Annotated in this window: 19 protein-coding genes; 4 read left to right on the plus strand and 15 right to left on the minus strand. The window is 30.7% G+C overall.

Annotated features, from left to right (window positions below):
• Positions 1–104 precede the first annotated feature (104 nt).
• A complete protein-coding gene (locus tag GYM72_RS02210) occupies positions 105–2,483 on the plus strand; it encodes an outer membrane beta-barrel family protein (protein WP_220264555.1) in 2,379 nt (792 codons plus the stop codon).
• Between the two features lie 81 nt (positions 2,484–2,564).
• Here GYM72_RS02210 and GYM72_RS02215 read toward each other — a convergent pair whose 3' ends face one another.
• The 10 genes from GYM72_RS02215 to GYM72_RS02260 all read right to left on the minus strand — a co-directional run bounded on the left by GYM72_RS02215 (position 2,565) and on the right by GYM72_RS02260 (position 12,611).
• On the minus strand, positions 2,565–3,122 hold the full coding sequence (locus GYM72_RS02215) for a hypothetical protein (protein ID WP_255490364.1): 558 nt from the start codon (positions 3,120–3,122) through the stop codon (positions 2,565–2,567).
• Positions 3,123–3,126: 4 nt separating this feature from the next.
• Complete coding sequence (gene menD / locus GYM72_RS02220; RefSeq protein WP_220264556.1) at positions 3,127–4,794, minus strand: 2-succinyl-5-enolpyruvyl-6-hydroxy-3-cyclohexene-1-carboxylic-acid synthase; 1,668 nt, start codon at positions 4,792–4,794, stop codon at positions 3,127–3,129.
• Between the two features lie 74 nt (positions 4,795–4,868).
• Positions 4,869–5,615: a 3-oxoacyl-[acyl-carrier-protein] reductase gene (gene fabG, locus GYM72_RS02225; RefSeq protein WP_166005591.1), complete on the minus strand. Its 747-nt coding sequence runs from the start codon at positions 5,613–5,615 to the stop codon at positions 4,869–4,871.
• A 262-nt stretch (positions 5,616–5,877) separates the two neighbouring features.
• The gene (locus GYM72_RS02230) at positions 5,878–6,480 is read right to left on the minus strand and encodes an AAA family ATPase (protein ID WP_160542611.1); all 603 of its coding nucleotides are present in this window, start codon (positions 6,478–6,480) and stop codon (positions 5,878–5,880) included.
• A 12-nt stretch (positions 6,481–6,492) separates the two neighbouring features.
• A complete protein-coding gene (locus GYM72_RS02235; protein WP_220264557.1) occupies positions 6,493–7,851 on the minus strand; it encodes an MATE family efflux transporter in 1,359 nt (452 codons plus the stop codon).
• 196 nt (positions 7,852–8,047) lie between these two features.
• A complete protein-coding gene (locus GYM72_RS02240; protein ID WP_105297212.1) occupies positions 8,048–8,281 on the minus strand; it encodes a hypothetical protein in 234 nt (77 codons plus the stop codon).
• Positions 8,282–8,294: 13 nt separating this feature from the next.
• The gene (locus tag GYM72_RS02245; protein WP_220264558.1) at positions 8,295–8,555 is read right to left on the minus strand and encodes a GlsB/YeaQ/YmgE family stress response membrane protein; all 261 of its coding nucleotides are present in this window, start codon (positions 8,553–8,555) and stop codon (positions 8,295–8,297) included.
• Positions 8,556–8,881: 326 nt separating this feature from the next.
• Positions 8,882–10,144, minus strand: coding sequence for a sodium:proton antiporter (locus GYM72_RS02250; RefSeq protein WP_220264559.1), 1,263 nt, complete (start codon positions 10,142–10,144; stop codon positions 8,882–8,884).
• A gap of 200 nt (positions 10,145–10,344) precedes the next feature.
• Positions 10,345–11,298, minus strand: coding sequence for an aldo/keto reductase (locus GYM72_RS02255; protein WP_220264560.1), 954 nt, complete (start codon positions 11,296–11,298; stop codon positions 10,345–10,347).
• 62 nt (positions 11,299–11,360) lie between these two features.
• On the minus strand, positions 11,361–12,611 hold the full coding sequence (locus GYM72_RS02260; RefSeq protein ID WP_220264561.1) for a CinA family nicotinamide mononucleotide deamidase-related protein: 1,251 nt from the start codon (positions 12,609–12,611) through the stop codon (positions 11,361–11,363).
• 298 nt (positions 12,612–12,909) lie between these two features.
• Between GYM72_RS02260 and GYM72_RS02265 the strand changes: the two genes are divergently transcribed.
• Both GYM72_RS02265 and GYM72_RS02270 read left to right on the plus strand, forming a co-directional pair.
• Positions 12,910–13,575, plus strand: a complete 666-nt coding sequence (locus GYM72_RS02265) for an HAD family phosphatase (protein WP_160542606.1) — start codon at positions 12,910–12,912, stop codon at positions 13,573–13,575.
• Positions 13,576–13,606: 31 nt separating this feature from the next.
• Positions 13,607–14,062 (plus strand): DinB family protein, encoded by a 456-nt coding sequence (locus tag GYM72_RS02270; RefSeq protein ID WP_220264562.1) that lies wholly within the window; start codon positions 13,607–13,609, stop codon positions 14,060–14,062.
• Positions 14,063–14,175: 113 nt separating this feature from the next.
• Here the strand turns inward: GYM72_RS02270 and GYM72_RS02275 are convergent, their stop codons facing one another.
• Positions 14,176–15,102, minus strand: coding sequence for a manganese-dependent inorganic pyrophosphatase (locus tag GYM72_RS02275; RefSeq protein ID WP_220264563.1), 927 nt, complete (start codon positions 15,100–15,102; stop codon positions 14,176–14,178).
• Between the two features lie 199 nt (positions 15,103–15,301).
• On the opposite strand from GYM72_RS02275, the gene ffh reads away from it, so the two are divergent.
• Entirely contained in the window at positions 15,302–16,648 is a 1,347-nt protein-coding gene (ffh, locus tag GYM72_RS02280) for a signal recognition particle protein (RefSeq protein ID WP_160557323.1), read from the plus strand.
• 186 nt (positions 16,649–16,834) lie between these two features.
• On the opposite strand, the gene GYM72_RS02285 is transcribed toward ffh, so the two are convergent.
• The 4 genes from GYM72_RS02285 to GYM72_RS02300 form a co-directional block, all read right to left on the minus strand.
• Positions 16,835–17,446, minus strand: a complete 612-nt coding sequence (locus GYM72_RS02285; RefSeq protein ID WP_220264564.1) for a thiamine diphosphokinase — start codon at positions 17,444–17,446, stop codon at positions 16,835–16,837.
• Positions 17,439–18,005, minus strand: a complete 567-nt coding sequence (locus GYM72_RS02290; RefSeq protein ID WP_220264565.1) for a cob(I)yrinic acid a,c-diamide adenosyltransferase — start codon at positions 18,003–18,005, stop codon at positions 17,439–17,441. The genes GYM72_RS02285 and GYM72_RS02290 overlap by 8 nt, the downstream gene beginning before the upstream one ends.
• Before the next feature lie 103 nt (positions 18,006–18,108).
• On the minus strand, positions 18,109–18,879 hold the full coding sequence (locus GYM72_RS02295; RefSeq protein ID WP_220264566.1) for a Kdo domain containing protein: 771 nt from the start codon (positions 18,877–18,879) through the stop codon (positions 18,109–18,111).
• The gene (locus tag GYM72_RS02300; protein WP_220264567.1) at positions 18,876–19,625 is read right to left on the minus strand and encodes an RNA methyltransferase; all 750 of its coding nucleotides are present in this window, start codon (positions 19,623–19,625) and stop codon (positions 18,876–18,878) included. Before GYM72_RS02300 ends, GYM72_RS02295 begins: the two co-directional genes overlap by 4 nt.
• Position 19,626 lies beyond the last annotated feature (1 nt).

A 19,626-nucleotide genomic window follows, 5' to 3' on the forward strand; every position in this document is an offset into this window, starting at 1 on the left:
ATATTTACATTTAGTTAAATTGTTGTCATGGCTTAAAACGAATAAAACTATTTTGTTTATTATTTAATTATTATAGTTTTGCGCCCTCGAATGAGAATGCTATTATGAAATTTAAATATCTTACAATTCTATTATTTTCTTTTTACATATCTTTTTCTCAGTCTTTTAAAATTAAAGGAAAATTAAGTATTGAAAATTCAGCTATTGAAAATTTAGCAGAAATATTATTATATAAACGCGATACCATAATTAAAAATGCTATTATGGGAGAAGACGGTTTTTTTATCTTTAATGATATATCACAAGGTGTTTATACTTTAAATGTAAGGCAGTTGGGTAAAAGTATTTATAAGAAAAATTTGGATGTAAAAGAAGACATCGATTTAGGTGAAATAAAAATATATCCAATTAAAGAGCTAGAGCAAGTACTAGTAACAGGAAATAAAAAATTAATTGAGCGAAAAATAGACAGAATGGTTTTCAACGTTGAAAAATCTTTTGCCTCCTCTTCAGGTACTGCTCTTGATGTATTGAAGAAGACCCCTAAATTAAAATTTGATGGAAGTAATATTAAAATTATAGGTAAAAACTCTGTCAAAATTATGATTGATAATAGGATAGTTGAATTATCTGGTGAATCACTCATTAATTATTTACAAAGTATTTCATCAGAAGCAATAAAAAGTATAGAAATTATTACGAACCCGCCATCAAAATATGAAGCGGAAGGTAATTGTGGATTGATCAATATTCTTTTAAAAAAAGCAAAAAAAGATTCATGGAATCTTTCTTTGCAAGAAAATCTAAAACAATCGCATCATACTTCTTCCGGTCAAGGTGCTGATTTTAATTTTAATAAAAATAAAATCTCAGTATCGGCTAATATATTTAATAATTTTACATTTAGTGATTTCACAAATAAAATTAATTATTATTACCCTGATGGATTGTGGTATAATAAATTTAATGGTACAGATAAAAGTAAAAAACCATCATTTCGAACAAATTTTGATTATAAATTAAATAATCATATTACTTTAGGCGGAAATTATTCATATTCTCAATCTAATTTCATAGGGAAAAGAAATTCATTGGTAGATATTGAAGGTAATAAATCTTATAACATTATTCACACTCCAACTTTTATAAAAGAAAATTCACAAATACATATTGCTAATTTTCATACTCAATATAAAATAGACAGTATGGGGCGGTTACTAAATTTAGATATTAATTATATTAGTTTTAATACCGAACCACGTAGTATGTTTCATTCAAATTATAGACTAGATAATCAAATTGTAGATCAGACGGATGTAGCGAAAAATTATTTAGATCAAAAAATAAAAAATTATTCTACCTCATTAGATATGGAGCATCCATTTTCTAATATTAAATTTAATTATGGCGGCAAGATTTCTTTTAACCATGTTGATAATAAATACTCTTATTATACTTTGAATATAGAGAATGTTCCAATTCCGGATACAATCAATAGTAATCATTTTACATATCAAGAAAATATTGAAAGTCTATATGTGAACACATCTAAAGAAATTAACGCTAAATGGAAGGCTCAGCTAGGAATAAGAATGGAAGTTTCTCAAGTAAAAGGCATATCTAAAACTTTGCAACAAATAAACAAAAATAGTTATATAAAATTCTTTCCAACGGCCTATCTTTCTTATACTATGGATGAAGAAAATGTACTATCCTTAAATTATGGAAGGCGAATACATCGACCAAAGTTTTCAGTTTTAAATCCATTTAAACAATATTTAACCCCTAATTCCTATATAACAGGAAATCCTGATTTAAAACCATATTATACACATAATTTCGAATTGAATTATGAGTATAAAGATTTATCAGTGTCATTGTCTTATTCAAGGGTGAAAAATGAATACACAGATGTTACATTATTAAATACTATTGATAAAACACAAGTTTCTACTCAATTGAATGCTATAAATTCATCTAATTCAAATTTAGATATATTCTATTTATTTTCAGAAATTCCTTGGTGGGAAAGTAATAATGAAATGAATTTACAGTATTCCGAATATAAGTCAGATAATTCACAAATAGGAAAAATCCGTAATATGGGTTGGTTATTCTATTTTTCAACAGATAATTCCTTTTACTTATCCAAAAATAAAAATTTTATATTTAATATAAAATGGGTCTATAGTGGTAAAGGGGTAGATGAGATAAGTAAAATAAATTCATATCAAAGTATTGATTTAGCTTTCAGAATGTTTTTTTTACAAAAAAAATTGCAAATAACAATCTCGGGAGAAGATATTTTTCAAACTAATAAGCCCAAATATACTGATTTTACAAACAGCATAAAGCAGACGTATAGCTGGTATGGAGATATTAATCATTTTTTTCAAATATCGATAGTATATAAATTAGGAAATAATAAACTAAATTTAAGAAAAAGAAAATTAGGTAATGAAGAAGAAAAAAATAGGTTGTAAGTATTTATATAATATTATATTGAATAGATTCTAGATTTACAAATTTGATTAATATGTTGTATAGGTGTTAAATACAATATATTAATTCAATCCTTCCAAAAACTCAATTACCGAAGAAAAACTAATTTCTTCAATAATTTTAAAAAAATCAATTTCTTCCTGATGAGGTAAAAAATCAGAGATAATACGCAGGATAAAATCCTGTGGCCTTTTCAAATACATAAAAGTATAATCTTCCATATTAATCAATGTTCCGATCGGAATATTGGAAGTCGTAACAAACTTATCGGAGGTAAGGGAACTTAGTTTAGGAAAATGAGTATGAGATGAGGAAAGTATTAATTTCCCGTTTTCAAATATTTCTCCTGAATATCCGTATAACGAAGAAGCCACCACTTCAACTAAACTACCTTTTTGTAACTCTTTAGGCATCGTTTTCTCAATTCCGGTAATAGCTGTAAATCCTACTAAAACATCTAAATCAGACTTTGGTTTAGTAATCATGGATTTAGCAATTTTTTCACGACCTATACCGGTTATAATAACCTCATAAGAATGTTTTAATTTAGAAAAAACCTTTAAAGCATCTAAAATTTTTTGATTTTCTTCCCTCATAGGGGTGAATAAATTAATTCTCATGTTTTTATTCCTGATTTAAATAATTGAAATATTCACGTAAAATTCGTGAATTGGGTTGATTAATGGTGTTAATTTCCAATAATTTAGGTTTTTCCGAGCTAAGAAAAAAAGAATCTAACTGTTTTAAAAGTTTTTCTTGATTATGAGCTTGAATATATTCAAAATTATATTCTTGAGCCATTAATCGAGCAGTACGATTATGTCGGCTAACAAAATATTCCTCTAAAGAATTGGAAGAATCGGGCCCGGGAATAATTTTAAAAATATCGCCCCCACCATTATTTACAAGTATAATCCTAAATGTATTAGGGATATATTTATTCCATAGAGCGTTAGAATCATAAAAAAAACCAATATCACCGGTAATCAAAAGAGTAGGGTGAGAATCTGCAACGGCGAAACCAACGGCCGTTGAAGTTGCCCCGTCAATGCCACTGGCACCGCGATTGCAAAATATCTTATTTTTAGAGTTAAAATTGAATAACTGGGCATATCTGATCATAGAACTGTTTGAAATTTGCAGATTATATGAATCAGGTATTTTTTCATCCAAAGTTTTTATAACACGTAAATCGGAAAATGGTAAGTTTTTAATAAAATCATTATGCCTAAGTTGTCGCTCATCTTTAAGTTGTTTCCATAGTAAAGAATACGAAGAAGCAACGGGAGGAACTTTCACTAATTCTTTTAAAAAAATGACCGGATTTTCTTCAATTTTTTCAGTTAAAGAAAAATAAGTATCAGGATGCCAATATTCATCTAAATGCCAATGGGCCTTCAACTTAGATTTTCGTAAAAAATCTTTAATTTTTTTTGAAACAATATTTTGACCAATGGTAAGAAGTAATTCCGGTTTATAGCCATCTAGCGCTTCTTCACCAAAAGGAAACATATAGCGGTCAATATTGGGATAAAATTTTGAAGAATTTAGATTTGAAGTAACTTCAGTAAGAATAATCGTATCTTCCCTCTCAGCTAATTTTTCGAGTAATTGATTTAATTCCGAATTGGGTTGTTGCATTCCAACAAGAATCATCTTTTTAGAAAAGTTGTTCCAAGTAGAAAACAAGGGTTTATATTTATCTGAATTATAATTTTTTTCAGGAAGAGTTAGTTTTTCAAATGAAATTTCAATTTGATCTGTTTGTTCATATAAAGGTTCTGAAAAGGGAATATTGATATGAATCGGTCCTGATTTTAAAACACAAGTATTCAATGCTTTTTTTAAATCTAGAAAATTTTGTGTAATTGATTCTTCACTTTCTGATTCAGACAATTGATAAGATCCATAAATATGATTGCTATACATATTTTTTTGTCTTATAGTCTGACCGTCAAAAATATCTACATAATTTTCCGGTCGATCAGCTGTAAGCACGACTATAGGTATATTTTGGTAAAAAGCTTCTATAATTGCCGGATAATAATTAGCGGATGCTGTGCCGCTGGTGCAACAGATGGCCACCGGTTTTTTCTTTGATTGAGCCATTCCTAACGCAAAAAATGCAGCAGATCGCTCATCCACTATGCTATAACAGGTATATTCTTGATGATTAGTAAAATGTATGGTTAAAGGCGCATTTCTTGACCCCGGAGATAGTATGATATCCGTAATTCCGTATCGATATAAAACCTCTCCAATTAGTTGAACTGATAATTTATTACTATACATAGTTTTTTAAGTTAAAAAAAGAAAGAGATTAAAAAAATTTAATCTCTTGTTTATCGTGCTTTAATCCATATTTTTTAATAAGTAAGCATTCCACCGTTGACATTGAGTACATGTCCGGTTACATAGCTTGATAAATCACTGGCAAGATATAAACATGCATTAGCAATATCTTCAGGTGTTCCTCCTCTTTTCAAAGGAATATTATTTCTCCATTCTTGAATGGTTTTTTCATCCAAAGCTTCAGTCATTTCAGTTTCAATAAATCCGGGAGCAACCACATTGCATCGAATATTTCTTGATCCTAATTCCAATGCTATGGATTTAGAAAATCCAATAATTCCTGCTTTAGAAGCAGCATAATTTGCTTGACCTGCATTACCTTTAACTCCAACTACAGAACTCATATTGATAATCGAACCCTTTTTTTGCTTCATCATCGGTTTTATGATTGCTTTGGTAAGATTGAATACCGAATCCAAATTGATGCGAATCACTTCATCCCAATCCTCTTTACTCATTCTTAATATAAGGTTATCTTTAGTGATACCTGCATTATTAACCACAATGTCAATTTGCCCGAATTCTTTTATAACATCATCGGCAAGTTTCTGAGCAGAATCAAAATCTGAAGCGTCTGATTGAAATCCTCTTATTTTAGTTAAAGAACCTAATTCTTTTTCCAGCTCTTCTGCTTTAGCTACTGAAGATGCATAAGTAAAAGCTATATTTGCTCCGTTTTGAGCAAATACTTCAGCAATTCCTTTTCCAATACCTCGGGTTGCTCCGGTAATAATCGCGGTTTTTCCTTCAAGCAATTTCATATAGTAATCTTATTTTTTTTTCAAATATAATACTTTTGTCATAATCAAGATAATTTTTCATTATTCTCTACTGTCTTTTAATAGTTGAAAATACATCCACGATATTTTTTTCATAAATTCTCTGGCAGTAAAGTTTAAAAAGTAAAATAGATTCACAAGATTTATAACAATAATTGTTCCTTGTTATTTCTAAAAATAAGGAAGTTTATTAGCCTTACAATCTTTGATTTAAAACAAGATAATAAATCTTTATAAAAAACAACTAAAGTGCAAATTTTTGCTCTACAAAACTTTTAATAAGAAGTACACTTTTATCAATCCCTAAAACGGATGAATTGATGCAAAGATGATAAGAACTGGCATGCCCCCAACTTTTCTTATTAAAAAAGTTATAATATTCTTTTCTCTTTTTATCTATTTTTACGTTTAATTCTTCTGCTTCTTTTAAAGAAATATTTTTTCTTTGAGATGTTCTCCGAATTCTATCTTCTTTATTAGCTGTAATAAATATGTCTATCCTTCTCTCATATTCACGCAAAATATAATCGGAGCAACGACCCACAAAAAGAGCAGAACCTTTAAGGGCTTCTTCTTTAATTATTTTACTTTGTATTTCAAATAAATTTTCGTTACCTAAATAGTTTTTAGATAATTGCATACCAAAAAAATTATCAAAAAAACTATAACAATTTTTTTCATCTGCTTGCTCAAAAATATCAGCATTTAAACCGCTCTCAATTGAAGCCAGATTAATAATCTCTTTGTCGTAATATGAAATGTCCAATAAATCAGCCAATTTTCTCCCGATTTGTCTGCCACCGCTTCCTAACTGTCGACCAATGGTAATAAAATATTTATCTTTCATAACGTACTTATATTAGTTTTCAGGAATATATCTATTAAATTCTTTGTATTGTTTATAGAGCATAATGGCAGCCAAAATAGTAGCGAAAAAATCAGCTAAAGGCATACTCAACCATATTCCTGCAATGCCGAAAAATTTAGGTAGAATTAGTAAAAAAGGAATTAAAAATAGTATTTGGCGAGTGAGAGATAAAATTATAGCTTTTTGAGCCATTCCGATACTTTGGAAAAAGGTAGAAGTAACAATTTGAAAACCTACAATCGGATAACAAATAAATACCATGCGCAATCCTAAGGATGCAATATCAATTAACTCTTTATCGGTTGTGAATATTGAAGCAACCGCATGAGGCACAGATTCAACCACAAGGAAGCCGGTACACATGACCAAAGTCGCTCCTAAAATTGTTTTTTTCAAAACCTGGGTTACTCTGGGATAAAGTTTTGCTCCGAAATTATAACCGGCTATAGGTTGCATACCTTGATTTAATCCCAATACTATGGTTACAAATAAAAACGCTATCCTATTTACAATTCCGTAAGCACCTACGGCAAGATCTCCACCATATTTTAAAAGTCCCTGGTTAATAATTATAACAATCACCGAGGCAGCTGCGTTCATTAAAAACGGCGACATACCAATAGATAGAGAATCTTTAACGATATATTTGTTTAATTTAAAAATTCCTTTCTGTATATGGATAAAATTATTTTTGTCGCAAAAGAGATAAATCTGCCAAATTAATACTGAAGTTTGAGAAATTACCGTAGCAATGGCGCTCCCACGAATACCCCAATTAAAAACGAAAATGAATAAAGGATTTAAAACTAAATTTATAAGTACGGTAAATATGGTCGCATACATGGACTGTCTTGGTTTTCCGGAAGAACGTAACATGGAGTTTAATCCAAGATACATATGAGTGATTACATTACCTGAAAGTATAATAACCATAAAATCATGAGCATAGGGAAGGGTTTTTTCACTCGCACCGAAAAAATATAATATCGGATCTAAAAACAATAAGGAAATAATAGTAAACGAAATACCAATAAATAAGTTCATGATGAACACATTACCTAAAATGCTGTTAGCTGTGGTATAATCTTTTTGTCCTAAACGAACGGAAAGTAAGGTGGCAGCACCCGCACCAACTAACGAGCCAAAAGCTGCAGCGAGGTTCATAAGCGGAAAAGTAATGGCTAATCCGGAAATAGCTAAAGGTCCTACACCATGTCCTATAAAAATGCTGTCCGTAATATTATAGAGAGAGGATGCGATCATGGCTATAATAGCAGGAATAGCATATTGTTTTAAAAGTTTTCCAATATTTTCAGTACCTAATTCAATAGGTGTACCTGTTACTTTCATATTTTATTTATCTTAATTATGAATATTTTAAATCTAAAATGAAGTAAAAAAGCATACAATATAAAGGTAGTAAAATTACTAGTATACTATTTAAAATGTAAATATAGAATATTTCGACAGGTAAACAAAATAGCAGCTAATTAGCTGCTATTTACATGTATTCAATTTATTACTTACTGATTAATGCTTACTCTTATTACTCTTCGTGTATAAAGCTTTCTCCTTTTTCTCCGTATTTTTTCGCTCGATCTTTTAAATACTCAGCCTCATTTTTACCAACATCCACTATATTGCTAAAATTTTTTTTGGTTTTGGACGTAAATTTACTTATCTCATCAGAAACTTGATCTAGAAATCCATCTTCTTGCATTTTTCTGGCAACATAACCTAGAGCAGCACCCAAGATTGTACCCAATAATACTTTTTTCATAACATATTATAATTTAATAAGGTTTTTTTGTTCTAAATAATGATATTATCCATAGAAGGACCACAGAACCAATTACAGACATTAGTAACATTCCTAATTTACCTCCACTGGAAAAGCCCAACAAACTATAGATCCACCCCCCCAATATACTTCCAACTAATCCAACAAGCAAATTAACTAACATTCCAAATCCACTGCCTCGCATAATTCTACCTGCAATAAAACCGGCTATAATTCCAATAATTATAGACCATAAAATACTCATTCCTTCCATTTATAAAATTTTTTAGAATTTACTATTATTTCAATTTTGAAGGAAGTGTAATAATCTTGTAGTTCTTTATGATTTAACAATAAATATGCCATTACCTTATCATTTAATAAGTAAACCATAGTTGTATTTTAATATACTCCATTTAAATTGGCGTATGTTAAATAAGTATAAAAAGTGAAGTTGCAGCAATTTATAAATTGAACAAAATTGAAGTATCAATGGAAATTAAATCGGTGTTAAAACGAAAATAGTATCTGCATGTATTGATTATTGCAGATACTATCATTATTTTTAATACTATTTGAAAATAGTTACGATGCTGTTATTTACTGAATGTCTTTTGCTACTTTTCCAACAGTTAATCCTTGAACTAAAATTGAGAAAACCACCACCACATAAGTAACGGCTATAATAGTTTCTTTATAGTCACTCTCAGGAACTGAAAGAGCCAATGCGATGGAGACCCCGCCGCGTAAGCCACCCCATACCAAAACGGCAATAGTTCCTTTGCTGAATTTTTCCTTAAAAGGAATAATCATTGTTGGAATTTTAATAGAAATAAATCTGGCGAATAAAACAATTATAATGCATATAATACCTAGTAGCCAGTAATGAATTAGATCATCGATAAGTAAAAGTTGGAATCCCATAAAAAGGAATAAAATTGCATTCATAACCTCATCGATTAATTCCCAGAAAGTACCCACACTGCTTTTTTTACTAGTACCCAATCTTCGTCTGGATTCCCCTATTATCAATCCTGCACCCACCATAGCAAGAGGAGCAGACGTATGCAAAGAACTTGCAATAAGATATCCTCCCATAACTACCGCTAGGGTAATTAAAACCGAAACTTTATAATCATGTGAAGTTCGTATTGCATAAGCGGCAAGATATCCAAGAGCCGCCCCTAATAACAGTCCGCCTACCGCTTCTCTAAGAAATAAATCAAAAATATGGGCAAACGATAAATCCATTCGTCCCGTGGCAACTACTACGGGATTATAAGCAAGATTAGCTAATACGGCAAATAATACCACAGCTACCCCGTCATTAAGAAGAGATTCACCTGCAATTTTTGTTTCTAAAGACTTAGAAACATTGGCTTGCTTTAATATACTCAATACCGCAATCGGATCTGTCGGAGAAATTAAAGCACCAAAAAGTAAACAATAAATTAAAGGAATTTCAGTATGTACATTTATAATAGGAAGAAGATAATTGGATGTATAATAAAGGCCTACGCCCACAACGATGGCAGATATTATAACTCCTAAAGTAGAAAATATTATAACAGGAAGCCTTTGTTCCTTTAGATCCGACATATTGATATGTATAGCTCCGGCAAATAGCAGGAAATTTAACATACACCCCATCAAAATTTCGGTAAAATCAAATTCTTTTATTAATGAGGCAATATCATTTAAAGGTTTAGAGGTTAAACTACCTAAAAGAACTAAAATAATTGACATAATTAACGCAATGATCATTATTCCGATGGTAGAAGGGAATTTTAAAAACCTAACATTAATGTATGAAAAAATAGCAGCTAAAATAATAAGGATTGAAAATGAGTAGTATAATTCCATGAAATTGAATAAAATTTTTTGCAAAGATAATAAATAATATCAGAGAAAAAATAAAATCAAATTTCATCACCTGCTTAAAAGACAGAAAAATTTTATATTTATATTATAAAAACAGATTATATTAATTAAATTATCTTATAAAAGGAAAAAAAGTATTCAAGAGGATGAATACTTTTTTTATATTATTTGAACGCTTGTCGTTATAAAGTTACCTTACTGGCAATGTCCAAGTCATTAATATCATCTTGAGATAAATTTAGGTCTACCGCTTTTAATATATCCAATTGTCCCAATTTAGAAGCACTGGCTATAGGAGTAGTAATACTCGGTCTTTGGATGACCCATGCGATAGCAACCTGAGCCGGGGTAGCTGTATTTCGTGCGGCAACATCCTCTAAAGTTTTTATAATTCGTAAGCCTCTGTCGTTTAAATATTTCTTTAAGCTGTCACCTCTTTTACTTTTATTTAAATCCGCTTCCGAATGATATTTACCGGTTAGAAAACCACTTGCCAAAGAATAGTATGTCATGACACCTAATTGGTATTTTTCGGCAATTGGTTCATAATCCTTTTCATATGGTTGTCGATCATACAGATTATATTCAGGCTGTAAGACGGAATAAGAAGGTAGATTATTAGATTTACTTATTTCCAATGATTTTACTATTCTCTCAGGTGACATATTGGAAACTCCTATGTAACGTATTTTACCCTCTTTTATTAATTGCTGATAGGCGTCCAATACTTCTTCTATGGGAGTGTCGGGATCATCAAAATGAGTGAAATATAAATCTATATAATCGGTTTGAAGACGTTTTAGTGATTCCTCAACTTCTGAGAGAATATATGATTTTTTCAACCCTTTATGTGTACTGTCAATTTCTGCCCCTACTTTAGTTGCAATAACAAGTTTATCTCTAGTCCCTTTTTGATGCATCCATTTTCCAATGATGGTTTCTGATTCTCCGCCTTTATTGCCGGGAACCCAAGCAGAATATACATCTGCAGTATCAATAAAGTTAAATCCTAATTCGGTATATTGATCTAATAATTCAAAAGAAGTGTTTTCATTGGCAGTCCAACCAAATACATTGCCCCCAAAAGCAAATGGATAAACCTCAAGATCAGTCGGACCTAATTTTCTTTTTTTCATAATCTGATGATTTGTTATCTCTACCTAAAATCTAAAATTATACCAAATGCGTAGGTCAACTTTTATTTGTTTTCAATCATTTCAAAATAAATAAATTCCAATGCTTTGTTAGTTATTCGAGTAATCATTTCATCTCTGGTAACATGAGGATAATAATATTTTTTTACAAAGGTGTTCCCATGAACATATAAACCTATATAAGCTAAACCTACCGGATCGTTAAATTCATCAGAACTTGGACCGGCAACGCCTGTAGTAGATATTGCAACATCTGAATTAAATAACTTTGCACACCGGATTGCCATTTCTTTAGCTACTTCTTCACTAACCACTTTATGAGTATGAATAAAAGGTTCGGGTATTTTTAAAACGCTCTCTTTAATTAATGAGCTATAAGCCGTAATTCCTCCTTTATAATAAACAGAACTTCCCGCTAAGGAAGTGATTTTATGAGATATGTTTCCACCGGTAATACTTTCAGCGATGGATAGAGTGAGCTTATTTTTTGAGAAAAAATCGGCAATAATTTCAATTATATTGGTAGTAGTAGTTGAGAGTAATTTCTCATGTAAAATTTGAGATAGTTTTTTTATTTCTTTAGTAATTGTTTCTTCAAGTAGTTTTTTATCAGTTCCCTTTGCACTCAATCTAAGTTCAATCCTAGCCCCCGAAGGCAAGTAAGACAAAGACACAAAATCAGGAAGATTGTTTTCCCAATCCGTTAACGTTGTGGCTAACTCGCTTTCAAGATAATCTACAACAATAACAGAACGCCTTACAATAAAGGGAAGGTTAAATTCTTTTTTTATTTTCGGAATAATAAATTCTTCAAACATAGCTTGGGTTTCATAGGGAACACCCGGAAGGTTGATTAAAATCTTATTTGATTTTTTTGTCCACAAGATAGGAGCTGTACCATATCTATTAATTATAACTTCCGAATGTGATGGTACAAGAGCTTGTTTACGTGTCAAATCATTCATCATACGACCATTTGTACAGTACAGCTGAGTGATGTAATCCAAAGCAGGTTGATTAATAACTAATTGATCAGATAAGAATTCTGCTAAAGTTTGTTTGGTTTTATCATCTTTAGTAGGACCCAGTCCCCCGGTTGTTATTATAAAATTAGTGTCAGATGCGAAGGCTTCTTTTAATTTAGTAACTATAGAATCGGGGTTGTCGGAGATTGTCGAAATTTCTGTGACCGTAACCCCTGTATGATCTAGTTTTTTAGCAATGAAATTAGAATTGGTATCCAGAGTTCTTCCGGAAAGAATTTCATCTCCAATAACGATAATACACGCTTTCATATATATAAATTTAAATATCAAATTTAGATAATTATACAGGATATTTGTATTAATTTCATGAGTTAAAAATTTTAAAAAAATAAAAATTCATAGATAATGTAAAATTTTACAATTAATTTATATAAAGTAGATGTTCATCCCAAATTTAGAATGTTAGTAACAGCTGCATAGTAGACACAATATTTCTTAAATTTGAGCCTTTAAATTCACAATTTTTTAAATAAATCAAATTTTATTGAGAATAATTAAAAAATATCAGAATTAAAACCTACACTGCAATCGTAGATAAAATAAACTTATGATAAACACAGTTATCTTTGATATGGATGGGGTAATAGTAGATACTGAGCCTATTCATGAATTGTCATTTAAAAAACATTTTCATTCTATAGGATTGGATATATCTCAGGAAGAATATGATACGTTCAGAGGATTATCTACCCGTAATTTATATCAAAATTTGAAACAAAAATATGGTTTGAAACAAGAGGTTGAGGAATTGGTTCAACAAAAAAGAAATATTTTTAATAAAATTTTTCAAGAAGATGAAGATCTAGATTTATTGCCGGGTGTAAGAAATCTTATCGAAAGTTTATATAAAGATAATTTTCAATTACTTTTGGCTACTTCTTCGGCTCGTGTAACCTTAACTAAAATTTTTGATCGATTTGGATTGTTTCCTTATTTTAAACATATTGTGAGTGGAGAAGATTTTCCAAAATCAAAACCCGATCCTGCAATTTTTTTAGAAGCTGTAAAATTATCAGGACAACCAAAAGAAAACTGTATTGTCATTGAAGATTCGACTAATGGCGTTATTGCCGCCAATAGGGCCGGTATATTTTGTATAGGTTATAAAAGTGAAGCCTCCGGTGATCAAGATTTGTCTACTGCGGATCAAATAATAAATGATTTTTCTAATTTAGATTCCGATACGATTAGGGCCATTGGTTTAGTTAAATAACTTTAATACTTTTGTTAAAATTCTTTTTGAGGTGAAAAAACAATTTGAAATTTTTAAAATATACCGTAAATCCTTAGTACAAGAGATTGACGATTTAAGTATAGAGCAATTACAGAAAATTCCTGAAGGATTTAAAAATAATATTTTTTGGAATGTTGCCCATACGTTGGTTTCTCAACAAATTCTTCATTATAAAATGTCAGGTTTAAATCCACTGATAACCAATGACTGGATTGAAAACTATCAAAATGGTACTTTTCCCAGATTTGTAATTACAGAAGATGAAATTGACTACTTAAAAAGTAAGCTAATTATCACCGCTGAACAACTGGAAGAAGATTTTAATGAAAAAAGATTTGAATCTTATACTGAATTTGAAACAAAAATGGGCATTGTGATTTCTTCCGTTGAAGATGCGATAAATTTTAACAATACCCATGAAGCATTACACTACGGAATTGTGTCAAGTATGAAAAAATTAATGTAAAATATTTTTTTTGAAATAAGTTAGCAACCTTTAGTGTTAACTGTAAAATGAAAAAACCAAGCACTTTTAAATAAAGTGCTTGGCTTCTAAAAAAATTAAGAATATGGATGAATCTAGGATAATGCTTCAGTTATTTGGGGAATAATCTGTTTTTTACGGGAAACCACCCCTTTAAGGAAAGCTTCGCCGTTTTCAAGTCGTATTCCAAAAGCCTTTTCTGAAGCTTGAGCAGCATTACCCATAGCTAAAATTTTTGAATCACTATCCAACACATTAGTCACTACAAGTAAAAAAAGATCATAACCTTCTTTATTAATTTGGTCGGTTATAGCAGCCTCTATATTGGATTTATTAGAAAATACATCATCATAATCAATTGTGTTAACTTGAGCAACTCGTACCTTTTTTCCGTTTACTTCGAAAGATTTGGCATCCAGAGATAGTAATTCTTCGGCAGATTTGTTGGAAAGATTGGTTCCTGCTTTAAGAAGATCAAGCCCATATTTTTCAACCTCAATACCGGCAATTTTTGCTAATTCATGAGCTGCATGTACATCTTCTTGTGTGCAAGTAGGAGATTTAAATAATAACGTATCGGAAATAATCCCTGATACCATAAGACCTGCGATAGCAGCGGGAATTTCAATGGAATTTTCTTTATAAATTTTTGAAATAATAGTTTGAGTACATCCCACAGGTTCAGCGCGATAATAAAGAGGAACAGAAGTATGAAAATTAGCGATACGATGGTGATCTATAACAGCTAAAATGGTCAATTCTTCAATATCTGCAACCGATTGTTGGAATTCATTGTGATCTACCAAAATAATCTCTTTCGTTTCATCGGAAGCTCTAGAAATAACTCTAGGCGCTTGTATTTTAAAATAATCCAGGGCAAATTGGGTTTCTTCATTAGGAGTACCTAAAGCGACTGCCTCAGTATTTTTACCTAAGGCATTTTGTAAGTAAGAAAATGAAATAGCAGAGGTAATGGTATCCGTATCAGGATTTTGATGCCCTGTAATTAAAATTTTATTCATGTTAGCTAAAATTTGAAAATTTTTTAATCATGTATATAAACACGATGTCTTTTTTATTTAATTTAATATAAAAGCAAATATACATTTTTAAACTTTTTTAGCAAAGAAAGGCGCTTTCTAATTACTGAAATACATATTTTTAAATTAAGTAAAACTTTACTATTTTTGCAGTTAGTATAATAGTATATAAGTACCGAATATGTTTCAGAATTTACAAGATAAATTAGATAAGGCATTACATAACATCAGCGGGAGAGGAAAGATCACGGAGATAAATGTTGCTGAAACCGTTAAAGAAATTAGAAGAGCTTTAGTGGATGCAGATGTTAGTTATAAAGTGGCCAAAGATTTGACTAAAAGGATTCAGGAGAAAGCCTTAGGTCAAAATGTGCTTACTTCCGTTACGCCGGGTCAGCTAATGGTAAAGATTGTACATGATGAGTTGGCCGATCTAATGGGAGGTGAGAATGTTGGAGTAAATTTATCGGGGAATCCTACCGTTATCTTAATTGCGGGTTTACAAGGTTCCGGTAAAACTACCTTTTCGGGAAAATTAGCTAATTATCTTAAAACTAAAAAACAAAAAAAAGTTCTGTTAGTTGCCTGCGATGTATATCGTCCGGCTGCAATTGATCAATTAAAAGTTTTAGGAGATCAAATTGGAGTAGAAGTATACACAGAACCGGAAAGTAAAAATCCGGTTGATATTTCCGGTCATGCCATTGAATATGCTAAACAAAATAAATTTAATGTTGTTATAATTGATACCGCAGGACGTTTGGCGATTGATGAAAGTATGATGAATGAAATCAGAAATGTTCATCAAAAAGTCAGTCCAAATGAGACTTTGTTTGTAGTGGATTCCATGACCGGACAAGATGCGGTAAACACAGCCAAAGCTTTTAATGATGTATTGAATTATGATGGGGTAGTATTAACCAAATTAGACGGTGATACCCGAGGAGGTGCTGCTTTAACTATACGTACTGTGGTTGAAAAACCAATTAAATTTATTTCCACCGGAGAAAAAATGGAAGCGCTGGATATTTTCTATCCTTCGCGTATGGCTGATCGTATTTTAGGGATGGGAGATGTGGTATCATTAGTAGAAAGAGCCCAAGAACAATTTGACGAAGAAGAAGCACGTAAGTTACAGAAAAAGATAGCGAAAAATCAATTCGGATTTGACGATTTCCTTAATCAAATTAAGCAGATTAAGAGAATGGGAAATATGAAAGATTTGCTTGGAATGATACCGGGTGCAGGTAAAGCATTAAAAGATATTAATATCGATGACGATGCTTTCAAGCATATTGAAGCTTTAATTTATTCCATGACTCCTGAAGAAAGAAGAAATCCGGCTATTATAACTACATCTCGAAAGAATAGAATAGCTAAAGGAAGCGGTAGATCCATACAGGATATCAATCAACTGTTAAAACAATTTGAACAGATGAGCAAAATGATGAAGATGATGCAAACACCGCAAGGAAGGATGATGATGCAAGCAATGGCAAAACAAATGTCGGGAGGAAAACCTTTTTAAATAAGATATTCCTATTATTTAAATAAAAGATAAACTTTTTAAAGAATCATTAATTTTAAAGAATCATTAATAATGATTATAACGGTTAACTAGTTAATCATAAATTATTTAATCATTAGATGTTATTTCAAGCATCTATATCGTTAAAACCTCAAGACTTAACTAATTCTATTAGCTAAAAAAAGTTTATCGGCTGATATAGATCAACAGTTCGCCCTCACCGTAGGTGACAACAACTTCATTTTCTACAGCCACATTACGCGTACCTATTCGTTGCGGAAATATAAGAGTTTCGTTAGATAAGGGGTATTGTAAACCTTTCGTACAAATATTTTTAGCCTCAAAAAAAGGGATTAAGGAAATGGTTTTACCTTTTGCATCATTAATTTTAGTTGATTTACCCGAGAAAAAGAATTTTGAATAATCATCGTAAAATGTAATGCGGAGTTTATTTTTAAAAAAAAGTGCTGTAGATAAGTTTCCAATGAAATGATCGCTTTCTCTTCCGCTTCCACCGTAAACATCCACATCATGTATACCTTTATCTAGCAATAATTCTAAAGCCTTATGAAAATCAGTTTTGTTTTGATCCGGAGTTTCAATAATTGGAATAGACGTCGGGATAGTCGATACTTGTACACTATCCAGATCTCCTGAAATATAATTAATTGTAAAAGGTAAATTTTTTACATATCTGCTGTACGCCCCGTCTGTACACGTAATAATGGAATATGAATCTAAATTTTCAGGTAAAATTGTAGGTTTTTTTCCGTTTAAAAAAAGTAATGCTTTATTCATTGGGATTCCAAGGTTCTTCAATTTCATTTGCTAAATGTGCAAAATATCGCGCAAGAACAAACAAATAATCAGACAAACGATTTATAAATTTTTGAATTATGGGTCTTATATCTTCAATTTCACCTAAGGTGACTATAGTTCTTTCTGATCTTCTGCATACGGTTCTTGCAACATGTGCAGTAGAAGAAGATACATTTCCTGCCGGAAGAATAAATTGCTTTAAAGGAGGGAGGGTTTCGCTTATTTCATCAATCCATTGCTCCAATAAAATTATTTTTTCTTCTGAAATCAAGCAAGATATTTTTGATTTTCCATTTGGAGAATACATTTTATCTGAAGGAGTAGCTAATTCAGCACCGATAGTAAATAGTAAATTTTGTATAATTTTTAATTGTTCATCAATATTTTTAAGAGAACCATAGCTTCTTAGCAAACCGATATAAGAATTTAATTCATCTATTTCGCCATAGGATTGAACGCGTATGGAATTCTTAGATACACGTTTTCCTCCATACAAACCCGTAGTTCCGTCATCACCTCTTTTCGTATATATTTTCATTAATATATCTTTTTTTACTTGTAAATATGAAAAAGTTTTAAAATTAAATCTTTGAAATTTTTAATAGTAAAGTTAATTTAAATAAAAACGGGACTAAAAGATGCTAAACATTTTTGCCCAACAGTTTCTTTATCTTTTTCTTTCTTTCCTTCTTTTCAATGAATTTATTATTTTTTTTATGCAATTGTTCCCTGATAAAATTAACATTTTCATTGCTGTATTTGGCATATTCTTTTGCAATGATAGGGATCATTTCATCCGTTAAAGATAATCTAATAAAATTTTGAAGCCTTTGATCTAAAGATAAAGATTGAAAACTCATCCGATTTAAATCGATTAATGAAAAACAATATACGTTTTTTTCGTGATCATTTTTTATGAGTACATTTCCCGGTGAAAGGTCTTTAAATAAGATATGATTTTCATGAATAGAAAAAACAAATGAAACAAATTCTTTCAGTATTAATTCCCAATCATCAAAACTATTTCTTTTTTCAATGAGTTCCCTAAAAGTAAAATCATACTCAGAATACTTTGAAAAATAAAAAGATCTTTTGATTTTAAAATTATGAATCTCTTCAAAAAAACCAATCGGTTCCGGTGTATTTATACCCTTAGAAGTTAAAATTTCAGCATGAAAATAAGAACGATGGGCTTTAGATTTTCTAAAATTCGCATAAACAAGTTGATTGAGAAGATGAGGCTTTTTAAAAGATTTTACCGCTACGTTTCCCAGTACAGGATGAGGTATTTTACGTAAAGTGTTCCGTTCTTGAAATATAATCTCACCTAAAGAATCAAAATTTTCGATTATTTCATTTAATATGTCCGTATTGTTACGATATTTTTTAGATATATACGAATTCCATTTCATTTTATATTCCCTTTTAATTTTGCAGCTCTCGAGTAAAATTCACTTAAAATTATTCCGGTAGACATGGCGACATTTAAACTTTCTGTTTTTTGTTCTAAGCCGAATCTGGGGATTGTTAGAGTATGTGTACACAGAGATTTTATTTCATCTGAAACGCCATTTCCTTCATTACCCATAACCACATAAAAATTTTCGGGTAAATCCGTGGTATATAAATTTTCACCTTTCATATCTGTTCCCATAACCGGTATGTTGGAATTTGTCAATATTTCAGAGATGTCTGTATATACAACGTTAACTCTGCTTAACGATCCCATTGCAGATTGAACTGCTTTGGGATTATAGGCATCAGTAGTTCCTTTACTGCACAAAATCTGTTTAATCCCATACCAGTCTGCAAGACGTATAATCGTTCCCAGATTTCCCGGATCTTGTATTTCATCCAATACTAACTGTATTCCGCTATATGAATTATTTGAATTTTGAGGTATTTCCAATATTGCTAATGCATCGTGAGGAGTAGTTAGAAAACTAATCTTCTTTAATTCTTCGAAACTGATCATCTGATATTGATTTTCATCTAAAAAAGAAATGGGAACCGTACTGTAAATGTTTTTTACAGAAAACTGCGAAAAGCAGAATTCTTTAATGCTTTTTATACCCTCAACAACAAATAAGTTATATTTTTGTCTATACTTTTTTTTTGAAAGCGACTGAATAAGTTTAATTTTACTTGCAGACAACATA

Source organism: Apibacter sp. ESL0404 (genome assembly GCF_019469245.1).
In the GTDB taxonomy this organism is placed as follows: Bacteria; Bacteroidota; Bacteroidia; order Flavobacteriales; family Weeksellaceae; genus Apibacter.